Below are 16,476 nucleotides of genomic sequence, written 5' to 3'. Positions count from 1 at the left end.
TTTTTTGTTGCCCGTCGAGACGGGCTCGCTTACTTGCCTTGGGCGGCCAGCGCCAGGGCGGCGGCGTTCACCACGGCGGCGATACGGCCGGCGTCGCGCAATTGTTCGGTCGACAGGCCGTCGTTCTTCAGGTTTTCATAGTGCGAGGCCACGCAGAAATGGCACTTGCCGATGATCGAGGCCACCAGCGCGAACAGTTCAAAGCGCTTCTTTTCCACGCCGCCGTGGGTGGCGTAGGCGTTCATGCGCAACTGGGCCGGCAGGCTCTTCAGGTTGGCGTCGCCGGTCATTTCGACGTAGGGGTACCAGGTGTTGTTCATGCCCATGAGCGCCGAGGCGGTCAGGGCGGCATTGGCGTCGCCTTCCGACAGACCGCTCTTGAAGGCTTCCACCAGCACCGGGCTGCGCGCGGCATAAGCGGCGGACAGGGCGGCACCGACGGCGTCTTCAGGGGCGAGCGTCGAACGGGCAATCACGGCGTCCAGATTCAGGCGGATGTCCTTGGCCCAATCCGGGAGCTGTTCCTTAATGGTAGTAAGAAATTCCATAGTTTTTACCTATAATCTAGCGCAATTAAAGCCCGGCTCGGGGCCTGCAAGCAGGCCCGTTGCCGGGCTGGAAATTACAGCGTGGCGCCGCCAACCGTACGGTTGCACGGGCACAGCTCGTCGGTTTGCAGACCGTCGAGCAGACGCAGAACTTCTTCCGGGTTACGGCCGACGTTCAGGTTGTTCACCGAAACGTGCTGGATCGTGTTGTCCGGATCAACGATGAACGTGGCGCGCAGGGCAACGCCAGCACCCTTTTCACGGACGCCCAGTTGGTCGATCAGGGCACCGGTGGTGTCGCCGAATTGGTAGTGGCCCAGCTTGTTCAGGTCCGGGTGCTCACGGCGCCATGCCAGCTTGACGAATTCGTTGTCGGTCGAGCCGCCCAGCAGGACAGCGTCGCGGTCTTCGAAATCCTTGGCCAGCTTGTTGAAGCCGACGATTTCGGTCGGGCACACGAACGTGAAGTCTTTCGGGTAGAAATAGATCACCTTCCACTTGCCGGGGAACGAGCTTTCGGTGATGTCTTCAAACGCCGACACGCCATTTTCTTCGTGCTGGTTGAAGCCGGGCTTGACGCCGGTGACCTTGAAGGGCTCGAGTTTGTCGCCAACAGTTTTCATGTGTACTCCCAGTAGTTGTTGGTGGAAATAAGGCTGTGCCTTAAAGCATAAATTCTACGCTATGGATTATCGTTGTCTAATTGATAATTCCTAAACTTGGCTTTGGGCAACTCTATCCTTGCGGTCAGTCCGCCGCCCTCTCGGGGAAGCATCCGCAGCGATCCGCCCACGTGCTTGAGCAGGCGTTCCACGATCGCCAGGCCCAGGCCCGCGCCGCTGACGCCGGTGCGCGCCGCCTCGCCGCGCGAGAACGGCCGCAGCAGGCGGTCCACGTCTTCAGGCGCGATGCCGGGACCGCGGTCCGCCACCTCGATCACGATCATGCCGCCTTCAGCTTGCAGCGTCATGACCAGATGCGCCATGCCGTCGCTGGAGCGTCCGTAGCGGCGGGCGTTCTCGATCAGGTTGCTGACCACGCGCTTCAAGTCCAGCGCGGTGATCCGGGCGCGCAGCCCCGGCTCGATCGAGGCATCGAGCTCTCCGCCCAGCGAGGCCGTGTGGCTGCGCTCGCGTTCGTAGAGTTCGGCCAGGACGGCCGAGATGTCGGTCGCCAGTTGCGGCAGCGTGCCCGCCGGGCGCGCGTACTCCATCAGCTGGCCGATGCTGTGGTCGATCTGGCCCAGGTCTTCGTCGATGGCCTGGCGGGCGTCTTCCGACACGCCGCTCAGCTCGATCTCAAGCCGCATGCGGGCAAGCGGCGTTCGCAAATCGTGCGAAATCCCCGCCAGCATCAGTTCCCGGTCGGCCTCGGCCTGCCGCAGGTCTTTGGCCATCCGGTTGAACGAGGCGTTCAAGTCGCGGATTTCCAGCGGCCCTTGCTCGGGCAGGGCGGCAGGCGTCTCGCCGCGCGACAGCACTTGCGCCGCCCGGGCCAGCCGCGACAGGGGCCGGTTGACGAAGCCCACCGAGACCGCCGCCCCGACAAGGGAAAGCAGCAACGCCGTGGCGCCCCAGCCCAGCCATTCGATCCCGCCCGTCAACCCGATCTGCTCGCGCTCGAACACCAGCCAGTACAGGTCTTTTTCTATCTGGAAGCTGACCCAGAAGCCCGGCACCTGGTTCACGCCCCAGGCAATCTGCGTTTCCGGGCCGAAGCGCGTGCGGATGTGCTGGGCAACGCGTTGCCAGTAATCGTCGTCGGGGAGGGCTTCGGCGAAGTCGGTGACTTCGCGCGGATAGACCTGGATGCCTTCGTTGGTCGCCAGGTCCAGCAGGAGCTTGCTGCGTTCGCCGTTATGCGAGTAGATCAGCGCCGTGCGTGTGATATTGACGGCCGTGATCACCCGCTGCGCCATTTGATTGGCGCGCGGTCCCAGCTCCATGCTGAAAAAGACTTGTAGCCACGCGCCCAGGCTGACGAGCATCAGCGCGGCAAGCAGCAGGAACGTGCGGCCGAACAAGCCGAGCCGCAAACGTGATGTCAGGTTCCTGAAGGTTCTGCGCAAGCGGGGCACGAGGCTGCGCTCCTGCCCGGGGCGGGCGAGCCGATCAGCTACCACCGTCCGGCACAAACACGTATCCAAGACCCCAAACGGTCTGGATGAACACGGGCTTGGACGGATTGGGTTCGATCAATTTGCGCAGGCGCGAGATCTGGACGTCGAGGCTGCGATCGAAGGCTTCGTATTCGCGGCCGCGCGCCAGTTCCATGAGCTTGTCGCGGGACAGGGGAATCTTCGGATGGCGCGCAAACACCTTGAGCACCGAGAATTCACCCGTGGTGATCGGCACCTGTTCGCCGTTGCGCGTGAGCGTACGGGTGGACAGGTTGAGCACGTAGGGGCCGAAGGCGATGGATTCGTTTTCCTGGCTGGGGGCGCCGGGATGCTCCTCGGTGCCGCGGCGGCGCAGGATCGCGTTGATCCGTGCCAGCAGTTCCCGGGGATTGAACGGTTTGGACAGGTAGTCGTCCGCGCCCATCTCCAGGCCCACGATGCGGTCGATCTCTTCCGCTTTGGCCGTGAGCATGATGATGGGGGTATTGTCGTGGCCACCGCGCAGCCGGCGACAGATGGACAGGCCATCTTCACCGGGCAGCATCAGATCCAGCACGAGCAGGTCGAAATGCTCGCGTTGCCAGAGTTTGCCCATCTCTTTGGCGTCTTCGGCAACGAAAACGTTGAATCCCTGCTCGGACAAATACCGGCGCAGCAAATCGCGCAAGCGCGGATCATCGTCGACGACGAGGATTTTTCGGGTGGGGGTGGTGTTTTGCGTATTCATGGCCGGAAATGTAACAGTGACGAGAACCAGCGGCTAGTGGGCGTTCACAAGATATTACACATTGCGAACCATGGTTGAAATCCCCCTTACAACCGGGGGCAAAGCCGCCGTATTTCGTACAATCTGCATCTATGGAACTAAACCTGCTGGCTTTGGAAACGTCTTCGTCCCGTTGTGGGGTGGCCCTATTGCGGGCGGTCGATGGCCGTCTGGAGGTCAGTACCCGGGAACACGAGGGGTCCCAGGAGCACGCCGAACGGCTTCTGCCCATGGCCAACGAACTGCTGGCAGCGTCAGGCCTGGCGCCGTCCGCGCTGGACGCGGTGGCGTTCGGCCAGGGCCCTGGGGGCTTTACGGGGCTGCGAGTGGCTTGCGGCGTGGCCCAGGGTATGGGACTGGGCCTGGGCATACCGGTGCTGCCGGTGGTGTCGCACCAGGCGGTCGCCGCCCAGGTGGGGCAGGCTTCCCCGTCCGACGCCATCGTCGTGGCCCTGGACGCCCGCATGCATGAGGTCTACCTGGCGGTCTACCGTCCGGTGGCCGCGCCTGACGGGGAGCCCGGCTGGGAAACCCTGCAGGCGCCGCTGCTGATCGCGGCGGCCGAAGTCGTGCCCTGGACCGCACATTATCTTCCCGCGTGGTCGGCCCAGGCCGGACAGGACCTGAGCCTGGTATTGGCCGGCGACGCCTGGGACGCCTATGCGGCCGATATGGCGCACCCCGCCGCCTGGCGCCGCGCCGCCGACGCGCAACGGCCCGAAGCCGCCAGCGTGGCGCGGCTGGCGCGCCAGGGTTGGCTGCGCGGCGAGGCCCTGCCGCCCGAACAGGCCGCGCCGCTGTACGTGCGCGACAAGGTGGCGTTCACCACCGCCGAGCGCATGCGCGGCGAAGGCGGCAATCCCAAGGCGCAGCCGTCGCTGGCGCCCCAGGCCCCTCAGGTGCCCTTGATTCCGCAGCCGCTCACCGAGGCCGACCTGGACGAGGTCGTCGCGCTGGAAGCCCATGTGCAGGCCTTTCCCTGGACGCGCGGCAATTTCGCGGATGCGCTGGCGGCCGGGTATGGCGCCTGGGTGCTGCGCCGCGAAGGCAAGGTGGCGGGTTTCTGCATTCTGATGTTCGCGCCCGACGTGGCACACCTGCTGGTGATCGCCGTGGCCAAGGACCTGCATCGCCAGGGCCTGGGCGGCGTGCTGCTCGACTGGTGCGAGCAGCAGGCGCGCCAGCGCGGACTGGAAGGCGTGTTGCTTGAAGTGCGCCCGTCCAACGCGTCGGCCGTCGGCTTCTATCAACGCCACGGCTATCTGCAGATCGGCGTGCGCCGGGGGTATTACCCGGCCGCCAACGGGGCCCGCGAAGACGCGATCGTCATGCAGAAGCGGTTTGCGGCCGTGGCGGAGGAAGCGGCATGACCTTGCCGACCACCGCTGCCCCCAAGCCGGCCGCTCCCCGCGTCAATCCCCTGCAGCGCATCTGGCTGCGGGAAATCGGCATGGAACGCCTGTGGATGCGCCCGGCGCCCGCTGCGGCACGTCCCGTCGTCGTGCCGCAAGTCCCTGTTTCCAAACCGGTTTCGGCTCCCGAGCCGGCGCCGGTCATGGCCGCGGCAGAGGCCGCGCCGGTGCATGTGGCGCCTTCGGTGGCGCCGTCCACGGCCCCGGCTCCCGCCGTGCCGGTTGCCGCCGCCGGCAGCCCGCCAGCAGTGGGGGCCGCCGTCGCGTCCACACGCGCGAACGGACGCCCCGGCATTCCGGCATCCATCCTGAACCGCACCGGTCCGCCACCGCGCCCGGCGCCCAAGGCAGCCGAGGACGAGGCCGCCGAAGCGCCGCGCATCCCGGTGGCCGAAGCCGTCAAGAACGCCAACCTGGACGAGCTGCGCGAGCAAGTCGTGGCCTGCACCGCCTGCGGCTTGTGCGACGGGCGGCGCCACGCCGTGTTCGGCCAGGGCGCCACCCCCACCCGCTGGCTGGTCGTGGGCGAAGCCCCGGGCGAACAAGAGGACCGCCAGGGCCACCCCTTCGTGGGCCGCTCCGGTCAATTGCTGGACGCGATGCTGGCCGCCGTGGGCATGAGCCGCGACGCCGACGTGTTCATCACGAACGTGATCAAGTGCCGCCCGCCGGGCAACCGCAACCCCAAGCCCGAAGAGATCGCCGCCTGCAGCCCGTACCTGATGCGGCAGATCGCCTTGCTGAAGCCCGAGCGCATCCTGGTGCTGGGCCGTTTCGCGGCGCAGACGCTGCTGGGCACGGACGCCACGATCGGCAGCCTGCGCGGCCGCGTCCATTCGCTGAAGACGGACGAGGGCGCCGAGATCCCGGTCATCGTCAGCTACCACCCGGCCTATCTGCTGCGCAGCCCGTCCGAGAAGGCGCGGGCCTGGCAGGACTTGAAGCTGGCGTCCCGCAAGGCTTGACCGCCAGCGGCAACGGCGTGTCCAGATAAGGAAAAACCGGGCGAAAGCCCGGTTTTCTTTGGAAGATCAATCGCTTGGGCGCCGGTCGCCTAGTGCGTGGAGTCCAGCGCGCGGCCGTGGCCTTCCTGGCCGATCTGGTCATGCAGATCGGGGTTGGCCAGCATGTTGCGCTTGCTCCAGCGCATGAACACGACCATCAGCACGGCGACGACGGTGCCGAAGATGACGATGATGATGTTGATCGGCAGTTGCAGCCACAGCAGCAGCGTGTACATCGCCACCATCAGCAGGATGTTGAGCTGTTCGTTGAAGTTCTGCACGGCGATGGAATGGCCGGCCGACAGCAGCACGTGGCCGCGGTGTTGCAGCAGGGCGTTCATCGGGACGACGAAGAATCCGGCCAGGCCGCCCGTGATCAGCAGCAGCAGGTATACGCTCCAGGGCGAGTAGACCAGCGGCATCAGCAGCACGACCAGCCCCATGGCGGCGCCGACCGGCAGCACGGCCAGCGCGCGGCGCAGCGGAATGCGGCCCGCCAGGATCGAGCCGACCACCGTGCCCAGCGCGGCCACGCCCATCAGCATCGACGCCTTGTCCAACTGATAGCCCAGGTGGCTGCGGCCCCATTCGATGACGATCAGCTGGAGGGTCGCGCCGGCGCCCCAGAACAGGGTGGTGACGGCCAGCGAGATCTGGCCGAGCTTGTCGCGCCAAAGCACGCAGACATAGCCCCAGAACGTGCGGATCAGCCGGACCGGGTTCTTTTGCTGCGGCGGATAGCGCACGTGGGTGCGCGGAATCAACAGGTTGCACAGCGCTGCCAGCAGATACACGAAGGCGATCACGAGGATGGCCGCTTCGGCGGGCGTGTGCACCAGGCTGCCGATGAACGAATGGCTGAGGAGCGCGGTGGAGACCGAGGACGAGATCAGCAGGCCGCCCAGCACCGTGCCGAGGATGATGGAGAAGACCGTCAGGCCTTCGATCCAGCTATTGCCCTTGACCAGCATGTGGGGCGGCAGCATTTCCGTGACGATGCCGTACTTGGCCGGCGAGTACGCGGCGGCGCCGATGCCCACGACGGCGTAGGCCGCGCAGACCAGGTACGTCTGGTATTCGGGGGCGACGCCGATGCTGGCGTACGAGAACATCAGCAGGCAGCCGGCGACTTTCAGGGCATTGGTGGAGAACATCACCCGGCCCTTGGGAAAGGAGTCCGCCAGGGCGCCGACAAAGGCTGCCAGCACCACGTAGGCCAGCGCGAAGGACCACTTCATCATGGGCGCCAACCAGTCGGGGCCATGCAGTTCCTGTATCAAGGCGATCGCTGCGATGAACAGCGCATTGTCCGCCAATGACGAGAAGGCCTGCGCGGCCATGACCAGATAGAAACCACGTTTCAAGAATGTCCCCGTTCTTTGGCCTGTGCCCGGCCGGTCCGCGTGAAAATTATGTGTCGTGCCAAAAAGTGTCAGGGAGTATAGCCGGAGCGCGGATGCGCGCTATTGAGCGTTTGCCCGCGGGTTGACCGTTGCTGACGTTTGGGGACAGACTGCCTGCGGTATCATACGACCCATATGTGAGCCGGCCCTTGAAGGGCCGGTTTGCAATCTATGCGGCAGGTCCGTTAACGCCTTTCGTTCAACCCACCCCGTCGTCATCGTACTGTGCGTCTCACTCAGCTAAAACTCGCCGGCTTCAAGTCCTTCGTTGATCCCACCGTGATCCCCGTGCCCAGCCAACTGGTCGGCGTGGTGGGTCCCAACGGTTGCGGGAAATCGAACATCATTGACGCAGTACGCTGGGTGCTGGGCGAGGCCAAGGCCTCCGAGCTGCGCGGCGAGTCCATGCAGGACGTCATCTTCAACGGCTCCGGCCACCGCAAGCCGGCTGCCCGGGCGTCGGTGGAAATGGTGTTCGACAACAGCGAAGGGCGCGCCGCTGGCCAATGGAGCACCTACGCCGAAATCGCCGTGCGCCGCGTGCTGACCCGGGACGGCACCAGCAGCTATTTCGTCAACAACCAGCAGGTCCGCCGCCGCGACATCCACGACATCTTCCTGGGCACCGGCCTGGGCGCGCGGGGCTACGCCATCATCGGCCAGGGCATGATCAACCGCCTGATCGAGGCGCGCCCTGAAGAACTGCGGGTTTTCCTGGAAGAAGCGGCCGGCGTGTCGCGCTACAAGGAACGCCGCCGCGAGACCGAAAACCGCCTGTCCGACACGCGCGAGAACCTGACCCGCGTCGAAGACATCCTGCGTGAACTGAACAGCCAGCTGGAAAAGCTGGAAGCGCAGGCCGAAGTGGCCACGCGCTACCGCGAACTCCAGGCCGACGGCGAAAAGAAGCAGCATGCGCTGTGGTTCCTGAAGGAAACCGGCGCCCGCGAAGAGCGCGCCAAGAAAGTCCAGGAAATGGCGCAGGCCCAGAACGAGCTCGAAGCCGCCATCGCCGGCCTGCGGGCGGGCGAAGCGGCGCTGGAATCCCGGCGCCAGGCCCATTACGCCGCCAGCGACGCGGTCCACACCGCCCAGGGCGGGCTGTACGAGGCCAATGCCCAGGTCAGCCGCCTGGAGGCCGAAATCCGCCACGTGGTGGACTCCCGCAACCGCCTGCAGTCGCGCCGCGACCAGTTGCAGCAGCAGATCGCGGAATGGACCAGCCAGCGCGAGCACTGCACCGAACAGATCGCCCAGGCCGAAGACGACCTGGCCACCGCTGCCGCCCGCACCGAAGAGGCGCGCGCCACCGCTGAAGACGCTCAGGCGGGCCTGCCTTCCGTCGAGCAGCGCGTGCGCGAAGCCGCATCCGGCCGCGACGAAATGCGCGCCGCCCTGGCCCGCGTCGAACAGAACCTGGCCCTGGTCGCCCAGACCCAGCGCGATGCCGACCGCCAGATGCAGGTCCTGGAGCAGCGTCGCGAGCGCCTGCAGCAGGAACTGCGCGAACTGCACGCGCCGGACCCGGTGCGCCTGGAGCAACTGGCCGGCGACCGCCTGGCGGGCGAAGACCAGCTGGAAGAAGCCCAGGAAGAATTGGCCACGCTGGAAGGCCGCGTGCCCGAAGCCGATGCCGAACGCAGCCGCGCCCAGGCCGCCGCCCAGACCGACGCGCAGAACCTGGCGCGCCTGGAAGCCCGCCTGTCGGCGCTGGTGAAATTGCAGGAAGACGTGCAGAAGCAGGGGGCGCTTGAGCCCTGGCTGGCCAAGCACGAGCTCGCCGGCCTGTCGCGCCTGTGGCAGAAGCTGCATGTGGAGCCGGGCTGGGAAACCGCCCTGGAATCGGCGCTGCGCGAACGCATGGCGTCGATGGAAGTGCGCAACCTGGACTGGGCCCGCGCCTTCGCCGAAGACGCGCCGCCGGCCCGCCTGGCGTTCTACCAGCTGCCCGCCGCGGCGCCCGCGCCGGCCGCGTCTGCCGGACTGACGCCGCTGGCCAGCCTGCTGCGCATCACCGATCCCGACCTGCGCACGCTCCTGAACGACTGGCTGGCCGGTATCTACACCGCCACCGACGTGACGCAGGCCCTGGCCATGCGGGCGACCTTGCCGGCCGGCAGCGCTTGCGTGGTCAAGGCCGGTCATCTGATCGACGCGCACAGCGTGCGCTTCTACGCTCCGGACTCCGAACAGGCCGGCCTCTTGGCCCGCCAGCAGGAAATCGAGAACCTGCAGCGCGAGATCAAGGCCCAGCAACTGATCGCCGACCAGGCGCGCGCCGCGGTCGCCCGCGCCGAAGCCGCCTGGCAGCAGGTGTCCCAGGCCATCGCGCCGGCGCGCACGCGCGTGGCCGAGGTAACGCGCCGGGTGCACGACATCCAGCTGGAACACTCGCGGCTGCAGCAGCAGGCCGAGCAATCCGGCGAACGCGCGTCGCGCCTGCGGCAGGACCTGGAAGAAATCAAGGTCCAGGAAGAAGACCTGCGCGCCACCCGCGAAGAGGCGGAAGCGCGCTTCGAGACCCTGGACGAAGAGCTGGCCGAACACCAGTCCCGGTTCGCCGACGCCGAGATCGACGGCGAAACGCTGGCGGCCCAGGCCGAAGCGGCCCGCACGCGCCTGCGCGAGCTGGAGCGCGCCGCCCAGGAAGCCGAATTCGCCGAGCGCGGCATCCAGGTCCGCATCACCGACCTGCAGCGCAATCAGCAATTGGCCGCCGACCAGAGCCAGCGCGGCTCGGTCGAGCTGGAACAGCTGATGGGCGATCTGGTCGAGCTGGACGCCTCCGCGTCCCAGGCCGGCTTGCAGGACGCCCTGGAAGCCCGCGCCGAACGCGAGGAAGCGCTGTCGCGCGCGCGCCAGGAAATGGAAAACCTGGCGGCCTTGCTGCGCGGGGCCGACGAAGACCGGCAGCAGCAAGAGCAGACGCTGGAACCGCGCCGGACGCGCATCATGGAATTGCAGTTGCAGGAACAGGCTGCCCGCCTGGCCGAAGAGCAGTTCACGGAACAGTTGAACGCGCGCGAAGTCGACCGCGAGGCGCTGGCCCAGGACTTGGCCAACGCGCCTGACGAATGGCGCCGCGCCAGTTGGCTGCAGCAGGAAGTGGGCCGCATCTCGCGCCAGATCGAATCGCTGGGTTCGGTCAACCTGGCGGCGCTGGACGAACTGAACACGTCGCGCGAACGCAAGGGCTTCCTGGATTCGCAGAACCAGGACTTGATGACCGCCATCGAGACCCTGGAAGACGCCATCCGCAAGATCGACCGCGAAACCCGCGAGCTGCTGCAAGAGACGTTCAACGTCGTGAACGGCCACTTCGGCGAGCTCTTCCCCAAGCTGTTCGGCGGGGGCGAGGCCAAGCTCAGCATGACCGGCGAAGAAATCCTGGACGCGGGCGTGCAGGTGATGGCGCAGCCTCCGGGCAAGCGCAACAGCACGATCCACCTGCTGTCGGGCGGCGAAAAAGCGCTGACCGCGACGGCGCTGGTGTTCGCGCTGTTCAAGCTGAACCCGGCGCCGTTCTGCCTGCTGGACGAGGTGGACGCGCCGCTGGACGACGCCAACACGGAACGCTACGCGAACCTGGTCGCCAGCATGAGCGAGCAGACGCAGTTCCTGTTCATCTCGCACAACAAGATCGCCATGCAGATGGCCAAGCAACTGATCGGGGTAACCATGCAAGAGCAAGGGGTTTCGCGTATCGTTGCGGTAGATATAGATTCGGCCGTGCAAATGATGGCCTCCGAAGCGGCATAAACCCAATATTTAGAAAGGCGCCGCCCTGTTGGCGCGGGATTTACACATGAGTGATTTGCAGATCGGGCTGATTGCCCTGGGCGTCTTGCTGATACTGCTGGTGCTGGGGTTCAACTGGTGGCAGGACCGGCGCGTCCGGCGCAAGATGCAGAGCCATTTCCCCACCTCCGAGCAGGATCCCCTGCTGGGCGGCTCGGCTGCGGCCGGCGCCGCGGCCACGGCTTCCGGGGCGGCGTCGTCGCGCCGCGAACCCGGCATGGGCGGCGATGCGCCGCGCAAGGAAGGCCAGCCTGCGCCGGTGGACCCGGGCAGCGACGCCGACGACGCCGAAGAACCCGATCCCGCCTGCGAGGTGGTCATCGAGATCAACTTCGCCGAACCGGTGCGCGGCGCCGACCTGCTGCCGTACATGCAAAGCCTGCGCCACGTGGGCCGCAAGCCCATGCGGGTGTTCGCCGAAACCGACCAGCGCCGCCATCGCGCGCGGGTGCATGCCGGCGAGACCTACGCATCCATGCAGTTGGCCGTGCTGCTGGCCAACCGCAGCGGTCCGCTGACCGCCATCGAATGGTCGCAAGCCTGGGCCCGCGCCCAGGACATGGCTGAACGCTTCGACGCCACGATCGAAGGCCCGGACCAGCAAGCCGTGCTGGAGCAGGGCGCCCGCCTGGACGACACCTGCGCCGCCCTGGATACCCAAGTCGGCTTGACCTTGATGCTGGGCTCTGGCCAACCGGCCGCCGAAGTCCTGTCCGTTGCCCGCGATACGGGTTTCGTGGCGGACGGCAGCCGCCTGGCCTGGCCTGCCGAGAACGGCGCGACCCGCTTCACGCTGTCGCGTGCCGACGGGGCCGCCTTCGATGCCGGCATGGGAGGCATCGAACGCCTGTACCTGCTGCTGGATGTGCCGTGCGCACCGGCGGACAGCCGCGCGTTTGGCCGCATGGTGGATGTGGGCCGCGATTTGGCCGCGCGCCTGCGCGCTGAACTGGTCGACGACCAGGGCAAGCCGCTGGCCGACGGGTCGGAGACGGTCATCGACGAACGGCTGCAAGTGCTGTTCGAACAGCTCGAACAAGCGGGTCTGCCCGCCGGAAGCGAGCGCGCTCAACGGGTGTTCGCTTAATGAACAGCGCGTCCGGAGGGGAATCCGCGGCCCAGGCCGCGGCGCGCTTGCGCGCGGAGCTTGAACAGCACAACGTCCGCTACTACGTCTACGACGAGCCCTCGGTCTCGGATGCCGAGTACGACGGACTGATGCGCCAGCTTGAAGCCCTGGAGGCCGAGCACCCCGAACTCGTCACGCCGGAGTCGCCCACGCAACGCGTGGGCGCCGCGCCGGTTTCGGCGTTTGGCAGCGTGCACCACGCGGTGCCCATGCTGTCGCTGAACAACGCGTTCGACGAAGAAGAAGTCGCGGCGTTCGACCGCCGCGTGACGGATACGCTGCGGGGCGCGGGGCTGCTGGGCCCGGCGCAGCAAGCCGACTATTTCTGTGAATTGAAGCTGGACGGCCTGGCGATCAGCCTGCGCTACGAAGACGGCCGTCTGGTGCAGGCCGCCACGCGTGGCGACGGCCAGACGGGCGAGGACGTCACGTCCAACATCCGCACGATCAAGGCGATTCCGCTGCAGTTGAAGGGCACGGCCCCGAAGGTGTTGGAGGTGCGCGGCGAAGTGTTGATGAACCGCGCCGACTTCGAAAAACTGAATATCGCCCAGGCCAAGCGCGACGAGAAAGTCTTCGTCAATCCGCGCAACGCGGCGGCCGGCAGCCTGCGTCAGCTGGATCCGCGCATTACGGCCAAGCGGCCGCTGCGCTTTTTCGCCTATGGTTGGGGCGAGGTCCAGGGCCTGCCCGGCGCGCAGAGCGGCCTGTTCGACGAAGCGTCGGCCGGCGCCGGGCAAGCGTCGCTGCTACCCGAAAAATCCCATGGCGCCATGCTGGCCTGGCTGCACGAGCTGGGCCTGCCGGTCAATCTGATGCACAACCACCGGGCCACGGGCGCCGACGGCCTGATGGCCTTCTATGCCCGCGTGGGCGCGATGCGCGCGACCTTGCCCTACGACATCGATGGCGTGGTCTACAAGGTGGATTCGCTGCCCGCCCAGAAGGTGCTGGGCTTTGTGGCGCGTGCGCCGCGCTTCGCGCTGGCGCACAAGTTCGCCGCCGAAGAGGCCACGACGACCCTGCTGGATATCGAGGTGCAGGTCGGCCGCACCGGGGCGATCACACCGGTGGCGCGCCTGAAACCGGTATTCGTGGGCGGGGTCACCGTCACCAACGCCACGCTGCACAACGAAGACGAGATCCGCCGCAAGGACGTGCGCAAGGGCGATACCGTCATCGTGCGCCGCGCCGGCGACGTCATTCCCGAAGTGTTGGGCCCGGTGCTGGAAAAGCGCCCCGACGACGCGCAGGAATTCGTCATGCCGACGGCCTGCCCGGTCTGCGGTTCGGCCATTGAACGGCTTGAAGACGAAACCATCGCGCGGTGCACCGGCGGCCTGTTCTGCGGCGCCCAGCGCAAGCAGACCCTGTGGCACGCGGCCAGCCGCAAGGCGCTGGACATCGAAGGCCTGGGCGAAAAGCTCGTGGACCAACTGGTCGACAGCGGCCGGGTCAAGACGCTGGCCGACCTGTACAGCCTGCGTCCGCTGGAACTCGTGGGCCTGGACCGCATGGGCCAGAAGTCCGCCGACAACCTGGTGGCCGCCATTGAAAAGGCCCGCGAACCGGGCCTGGGCCGCTTGCTGTTCGCCTTGGGCATCCGCCACGTGGGTGAAACCACGGCGCGCGATGTGGCCCGGCATTTCGGCAGCATCGACGCGATCATGGATGCGGACGAAGACGCCTTGTCGTCGGTGCCGGACGTGGGCCCGGTGGTGGCGGCGTCCATCCGCCGCTTCTTCGCCGAGCAGCACAACCGCGACGTGATCGAGCAACTGAAGGCCCAGGGTGTGAACCCGGTGGCCGAAGCCGTGCCGCAGGGCACGACGCTGGTCGGCAAGACCTTTGTGCTGACGGGCACGCTGCCCAACTGGACGCGCGAAGAGGCCTCGATGCACATCCAGGCCGCCGGCGGCAAAGTCAGCGGCTCGGTGTCGAAGAAGACCGCCTACCTGGTGGCGGGCGAAGAGGCCGGCAGCAAGCTCACCAAGGCCCAGGAGCTGGGCGTGACCGTGCTGGACGAAGACGCGTTGAAGGCCTTGCTGGGCATGTCGTAGCAGGGCGTTCGCAGGCAGTGCGGGCGAAAGGATCGTCCGTATTCGCAGCCAGTACAGTCGAAAAAAAACTGCCCGCAATCGCGGGCAGTTTCGTGTCTGGCGAGAGGCTTACTGAATCTTGGCCTTGTCGCGCAGTTGCTTCTGGTAGTCGGCCAGGGTTTGCTGGCGCAGCATTTCTTCCAGTTGCGGACGCACTTGGTCCAGCGGCGGGAATTCCACCGGGCGGGTGTCGTCAACCATGATGATGTGCCAGCCGAACTGGGTTTGCACCGGCTTGTCGACCAATTGGCCCTTCTTCAGCTGGGTCACGGCTTGCGCGAACGGCTGGACGTAGTTGGTCGGGGGAGCCCAACCCAGATCGCCACCCTTTTCGGCGCTGCCGGGGTCCTTCGAGTTCTTCTTGGCCAGATCGTCGAACTTGCTCTTGTTGCTCTTGATCTGGGCCAGCAGGTCATTGGCCGTCTTCTCGTCTTCGACGAGGATGTGACGGACCTTGTATTCCATCTTGCCGGCCTGTTCCTTCTTGATCTTGTCGTATTCAGCCGTGACCTTGGCATCCGACACCGGATTCTTGGCCAGGTAGTCGGCCATCAGGGCGCGGACCAGGATGCCTTGGCGGGCCAGCTCGACTTCCGTCTGGACGTCGGCCTGCTTGGCGATGCCGCTGGATTCGGCGGCTTGCACGAAGATCTGGCGGTTGATCATTTCTTGTTTGACCTGTTCGCGCAGTTGCGGCGAATCGGTCGCGCCCTGGCTGACCAGCAGCTTGACGAATTGATCCAGGTTCTTCTGCGGAATGGCCTTACCGTTGACGGTTGCCACGTTTTGCGCGAAAGCAGGCACGGCGATGACGCAGGCCGCAGCCAGCATGACGATGCGTTTCATGAATATCCTTTGACTTTCTATTTGGGAGCCTGGGCATCTAGCGCAAGCGCATGAATCGGATAGGGGATCAAATCTTGCAAATGATGATACACCAGCCTATGTCGCGCTACAGCGGAGAGCCCCGCAAAGCAAGGCGCAACGATGTGCACGCGATAGTGGCCGGCGCCGTTTTTACTGCCTTCGTGGCCGGCATGCAAATGCGAGTCGTCCAGAATGTCCAAAGTAAGAGGTTCCAGGGCGGCTAGGCGCTCCCGGATCAGGGCGATGCGGTCGGTGGTGTCTGACATGGCGGCAAGGGGGAAGTTCCGGCGCGCCGCCCTGGGGCGGGCACGCCGATGGTAGGGCCGTCTGGCGAATCAGGGCTTGCCCGGCGGGGTGCCGGAGCTGGCGTTTTCGTCGGTCTGGATGTGCTTTCCCAGCCACACCGACTGGCCGATCACGAACACGACCATCAGGCCCATCAGGCCGAAGGCCTTGAAGCTGACCCATTGCGATTCGGTGAAATGGCCGGAAAACGCCACATATAGGTTCAGCGCGCCCGCGATGAGGAAGAACCCGGCCCAGACCAGGTTCAGCTTGTCCCAGGCGGCGTCGGGCAGCTGGATCTGCTTTTCCATCAGCCGGCGGATCAGGTTGCGGCCGAACAGCAGGCGGGAGACCAGCAGCGCGCCGCCGAAGAGCCAGTACAGCACCGTCGGTTTCCACTTGATGAAGACGTCGCTGTGCAGCCAGATCGTGGCGCCGCCGAAGACCAGGATGACCGTCAGGTTGATCCAGTGCATGGCCTCGGTGGCGCGGCCCGTGGCTTTCAGCCAGATGATCTGCAGCACGGCCGCCGCCATCGCCACGCCCGTGGCGATGAAGATATCCGTGTACCGGTAGGCGATGAAGAACAGGAACAGCGGGAACAGGTCGAACAGAAACTTCTTCATTCAGTCTTCTATGGGTTCAAACGTCATCGACAGGGAGTTGATGCAATAGCGCAGCCCGGTGGGCTCGGGGCCGTCGGGGAAGACGTGACCCAGGTGCGAATCGCAGACGTTGCACAGTACTTCGGTGCGCACCATGCCGTGGGTGGCGTCGCGCTCTTCTCGGACCAGTTCCGGGTCGAGTGGCTGGAAGTAGCTGGGCCAGCCACAGCCGGCGTCGAATTTGGTGTCGGATGCGAAGAGGGCGGTGCCACAGCCCACGCAGCGGTAGATGCCCGGCGTGGTGGTATTCCAGTAACGCCCGGTGAATGCGCGTTCGGTACCTTTTTCACGGGTGACCACGTATTCTTCGGGGGAAAGCTGTGCACGCCATTCGGCGTCGGATTTGCGTACTTTTTCCATATGAGCTCTTGGAGTCCCGAT

At 65.9% G+C, this 16,476-nt stretch carries 14 protein-coding genes; 5 read left to right on the top strand and 9 right to left on the bottom strand.

Annotation, left to right across the window (positions count from 1 at the left end; all coding sequences use genetic code 11):
- Positions 1-29 precede the first annotated feature (29 nt).
- The 4 genes from A9973_RS18465 to ompR form a co-directional block, all read right to left on the bottom strand.
- The gene (locus A9973_RS18465; RefSeq protein WP_006223770.1) at positions 30-548 is read right to left on the bottom strand and encodes a carboxymuconolactone decarboxylase family protein; all 519 of its coding nucleotides are present in this window, start codon (positions 546-548) and stop codon (positions 30-32) included.
- Between the two features lie 74 nt (positions 549-622).
- Positions 623-1,171, bottom strand: coding sequence for a peroxiredoxin (locus A9973_RS18460; RefSeq protein ID WP_006217982.1), 549 nt, complete (start codon positions 1,169-1,171; stop codon positions 623-625).
- 59 nt (positions 1,172-1,230) lie between these two features.
- Complete coding sequence (locus A9973_RS18455) at positions 1,231-2,625, bottom strand: ATP-binding protein (RefSeq protein ID WP_183015164.1); 1,395 nt, start codon at positions 2,623-2,625, stop codon at positions 1,231-1,233.
- Between the two features lie 34 nt (positions 2,626-2,659).
- A complete protein-coding gene (ompR, locus tag A9973_RS18450; RefSeq protein ID WP_003813882.1) occupies positions 2,660-3,394 on the bottom strand; it encodes a two-component system response regulator OmpR in 735 nt (244 codons plus the stop codon).
- A 131-nt stretch (positions 3,395-3,525) separates the two neighbouring features.
- Here ompR and tsaB point away from each other — a divergent pair, with 131 nt between their 5' ends.
- Entirely contained in the window at positions 3,526-4,803 is a 1,278-nt protein-coding gene (gene tsaB / locus A9973_RS18445; protein WP_183015163.1) for a tRNA (adenosine(37)-N6)-threonylcarbamoyltransferase complex dimerization subunit type 1 TsaB, read from the top strand.
- A complete protein-coding gene (locus tag A9973_RS18440; protein WP_183015162.1) occupies positions 4,800-5,810 on the top strand; it encodes a uracil-DNA glycosylase in 1,011 nt (336 codons plus the stop codon). Before tsaB ends, A9973_RS18440 begins: the two co-directional genes overlap by 4 nt.
- An 89-nt stretch (positions 5,811-5,899) precedes the next feature.
- On the opposite strand, the gene lplT is transcribed toward A9973_RS18440, so the two are convergent.
- On the bottom strand, positions 5,900-7,213 hold the full coding sequence (gene lplT / locus A9973_RS18435; protein ID WP_183015161.1) for a lysophospholipid transporter LplT: 1,314 nt from the start codon (positions 7,211-7,213) through the stop codon (positions 5,900-5,902).
- 264 nt (positions 7,214-7,477) lie between these two features.
- On the opposite strand from lplT, the gene smc reads away from it, so the two are divergent.
- From smc to ligA, 3 genes are read left to right on the top strand one after another with little or no spacing between them, the layout of a single operon-like run.
- On the top strand, positions 7,478-11,011 hold the full coding sequence (gene smc / locus A9973_RS18430; RefSeq protein ID WP_183015160.1) for a chromosome segregation protein SMC: 3,534 nt from the start codon (positions 7,478-7,480) through the stop codon (positions 11,009-11,011).
- Positions 11,012-11,057: 46 nt separating this feature from the next.
- Positions 11,058-12,137 carry a cell division protein ZipA C-terminal FtsZ-binding domain-containing protein gene (locus A9973_RS18425; protein WP_183015159.1) on the top strand — a complete coding sequence of 360 codons (1,080 nt, stop codon included), beginning with the start codon at positions 11,058-11,060 and terminating at the stop codon, positions 12,135-12,137.
- Positions 12,137-14,239: an NAD-dependent DNA ligase LigA gene (gene ligA, locus A9973_RS18420; RefSeq protein WP_183015158.1), complete on the top strand. Its 2,103-nt coding sequence runs from the start codon at positions 12,137-12,139 to the stop codon at positions 14,237-14,239. Before A9973_RS18425 ends, ligA begins: the two co-directional genes overlap by 1 nt.
- A 108-nt stretch (positions 14,240-14,347) precedes the next feature.
- Here ligA and A9973_RS18415 read toward each other — a convergent pair whose 3' ends face one another.
- The 4 genes from A9973_RS18415 to msrB all read right to left on the bottom strand — a co-directional run bounded on the left by A9973_RS18415 (position 14,348) and on the right by msrB (position 16,455).
- On the bottom strand, positions 14,348-15,124 hold the full coding sequence (locus tag A9973_RS18415) for a peptidylprolyl isomerase (protein ID WP_006223778.1): 777 nt from the start codon (positions 15,122-15,124) through the stop codon (positions 14,348-14,350).
- 17 nt (positions 15,125-15,141) lie between these two features.
- Positions 15,142-15,411 (bottom strand): BolA family transcriptional regulator, encoded by a 270-nt coding sequence (locus A9973_RS18410; RefSeq protein ID WP_054424111.1) that lies wholly within the window; start codon positions 15,409-15,411, stop codon positions 15,142-15,144.
- Between the two features lie 69 nt (positions 15,412-15,480).
- A complete protein-coding gene (locus tag A9973_RS18405) occupies positions 15,481-16,056 on the bottom strand; it encodes a septation protein A (RefSeq protein WP_183015157.1) in 576 nt (191 codons plus the stop codon).
- A complete protein-coding gene (gene msrB, locus A9973_RS18400) occupies positions 16,057-16,455 on the bottom strand; it encodes a peptide-methionine (R)-S-oxide reductase MsrB (protein WP_183015156.1) in 399 nt (132 codons plus the stop codon).
- Positions 16,456-16,476 lie beyond the last annotated feature (21 nt).

This window comes from Achromobacter sp. UMC46, from assembly GCF_014170335.1.
Lineage (GTDB): Bacteria > Pseudomonadota > Gammaproteobacteria > Burkholderiales > Burkholderiaceae_B > Achromobacter.
The sequence above is the reverse complement of the archived record's forward strand: the minus strand, read 5'-3'. Positions and strand labels throughout refer to the sequence as shown.